The organism is Actinoplanes sp. NPDC048791 (assembly GCF_040650095.1).
Lineage (GTDB): Bacteria > Actinomycetota > Actinomycetes > Mycobacteriales > Micromonosporaceae > Actinoplanes.
The window spans coordinates 1-2,054 of sequence record NZ_JBEZGQ010001287.1 but is presented as its reverse complement, the minus strand read 5'-3'; the positions used below and the strand labels follow the sequence as shown (position 1 = coordinate 2,054).

The window sequence follows — 2,054 nt, the reverse complement described above, 5'->3', positions numbered from 1 at the left end:
CGACACGGGAAGGCTGCTCGGGGTCCACGAGATCAGCGACGACCCTGACCGGGGCCGCCGCGGCGCTGTTCGTCACCGACGCGTCCCAGGAGCTGACCGCCGCCGAGGTCGCCTTCCTGCGCCTGGTGCTGGAGCGCTGCCCGGCCGTCTACTGCGTCGTCACCAAGACCGACCTGTACGGCGAGTGGCGGCGCATCGTCGAGCTCGACGCCGGGCACCTCGCCGCCGCCGGCCTCGACGTGCCGGTCGTGGCCGTCTCGTCGTTCCTGCGGCTGCGCGCCCAGGCCCGCGACAGCACCGAGCTCAACACCGAGTCCGGCTATCCGCTGCTGGTCGAGCTGCTGCGCCGGGACGTGCTCGACGCGGCCCGGGCGGGGGCCCGCGCCGCCGCGCGCGCCGAGCTGGCGTACGTCGTGGCCCAGCAGCGCGAAAGGGTGGTGGCCGAGCAGGCCGCGGCGAGCTCACCCGCGGCGGCGGAGACGCTGGTCCAGCGGTACGCCGAGAAGCAGCGCCGCACCCGCACGCTGGGCTCCTGGCAGACCGTGCTCGGCGACGGCATCCAGGACCTCACCGCCGACGTCGACCACGACCTGCGCGAACGCCTGCGGACCATGCTGCGCGCCGGGGAGGAGCTGCTCAACGAGTCGGACCCGCGCGACACCTGGCAGGAGTTCCAGGCCTGGGCGGCCCGTGAGGCGTCCGCGGCCGCGGTGGACAACCTGATGCTGCTGGCCCAGCGCAGTGACCAGCTCGCCCAGGAGGTGGCCGCCCGCTTCGACCTGGAGTACGAGGGCCTCGACCTGGACCTGCCCTCACCGGAACAGGGTCTGGGCAAGGTGGGCGGCCTCGACGTGGACTTCCACCGCTCCGGCATGCAGCAGTTCCTCGGTGCGTTCACCGCCGCCCGGATCACCTACGGCGGCTTCTACATGCTCGGTGCCATCGGCGCGATGTTCAACGTGTTCATCGCCGCCCCGATCGGCCTGATCGCCGGGCTCACCCTGGGCCGCCGGCTGGTCAAGCAGGAACGCGAACGGCAGATCCAGCAGCGCCGTCAGCAGGCCCGCACCGAGCTGCGCCGCTACGTCGACGACGTCTCCTTCCACGTGGGCCGCGACTCGCGGGAGGCGGTCCGGCGCACCCAGCGGCTGCTGCGCGACGAGTTCACCGCCCGGGCCGCCGCCGTGGAACGCTCGACGGCCGAGGCGGCGTCCGCGGTCCGCGAGATGGCCGCGCTGCCGGCGGAGCAGCGTGCGGCGCGGGCCCGGCAGCTCGCCGCCCAGCGCGCGGAACTGGACAAGCTGACATGACGCTGCTGGCGGAAGTGCAGGCGCTGCTGGACCGGGCGCTGGCCGAGACGGGTGACCCGGCCGTGCGGGCGGCGATCGGTGACGCCCGGCGCCGGCTGGGCGAGCCGCTGCGGGTGGCCATCGCCGGCAAGGTCAAGGCGGGCAAGTCCACCCTGCTCAACGCGCTGGTCGGTGAGGGCCTGGCGCCCACCGACGCGGGGGAGTGCACCCGCATCGTGACCTGGTACGCCGACGGCCCGACGTACGCCGTCACGGCCCACCTGCGGGACAGCAGCACCCGGCCGTTGCCGTTCCACCGGGTCGCCGGTGCCGTCCGGATCACCCTGGACCGGCCCGCCGAGCAGATCGACCACCTCGAGGTACGCGTCCCCAGCGCCCGCCTGCGCCGGCACACCCTGATCGACACGCCCGGCATCGCGTCACTGTCCACCGACGTGTCCCTGCGGACCACCGCGTTCCTCGACGCCGAGTCCGACCGGCCCGCGCAGACCGACGCGGTCATCTACCTGCTGCGCCACATGCACGCCGACGATGTCCGCTTCCTGGAGTCCTTCCACGGCGACGACCTGGCCAGCGGCACCCCGGTCAACACCGTCGGGGTGCTCTCGCGGGCCGACGAGATCGGTGGCGCGCGGCTGGACGCGATGGAAGCGGCCGCCCGGGTCGCCGCCCGCTACGCCGCCGACGACCGGCTGCGCCGGCTCTGCCCGGTCGTCGTGCCGGTGGCCGGCCTGCTCGGCGCGG

The 2,054-nt window shown here is 74.3% G+C and carries 2 protein-coding genes; both read left to right on the top strand.

What is annotated here, in order from left to right; all coding sequences use genetic code 11:
* Positions 1 to 1,310: hypothetical protein (locus AB0C29_RS45500; RefSeq protein WP_360834194.1), on the top strand; the 1,310-nt coding region annotated here is incomplete at its 5' end.
* A partial coding sequence (locus tag AB0C29_RS45495) for a dynamin family protein (RefSeq protein WP_360834192.1) occupies positions 1,307 to 2,054 on the top strand: 748 nt, incomplete at its 3' end. The genes AB0C29_RS45500 and AB0C29_RS45495, both read left to right, overlap by 4 nt.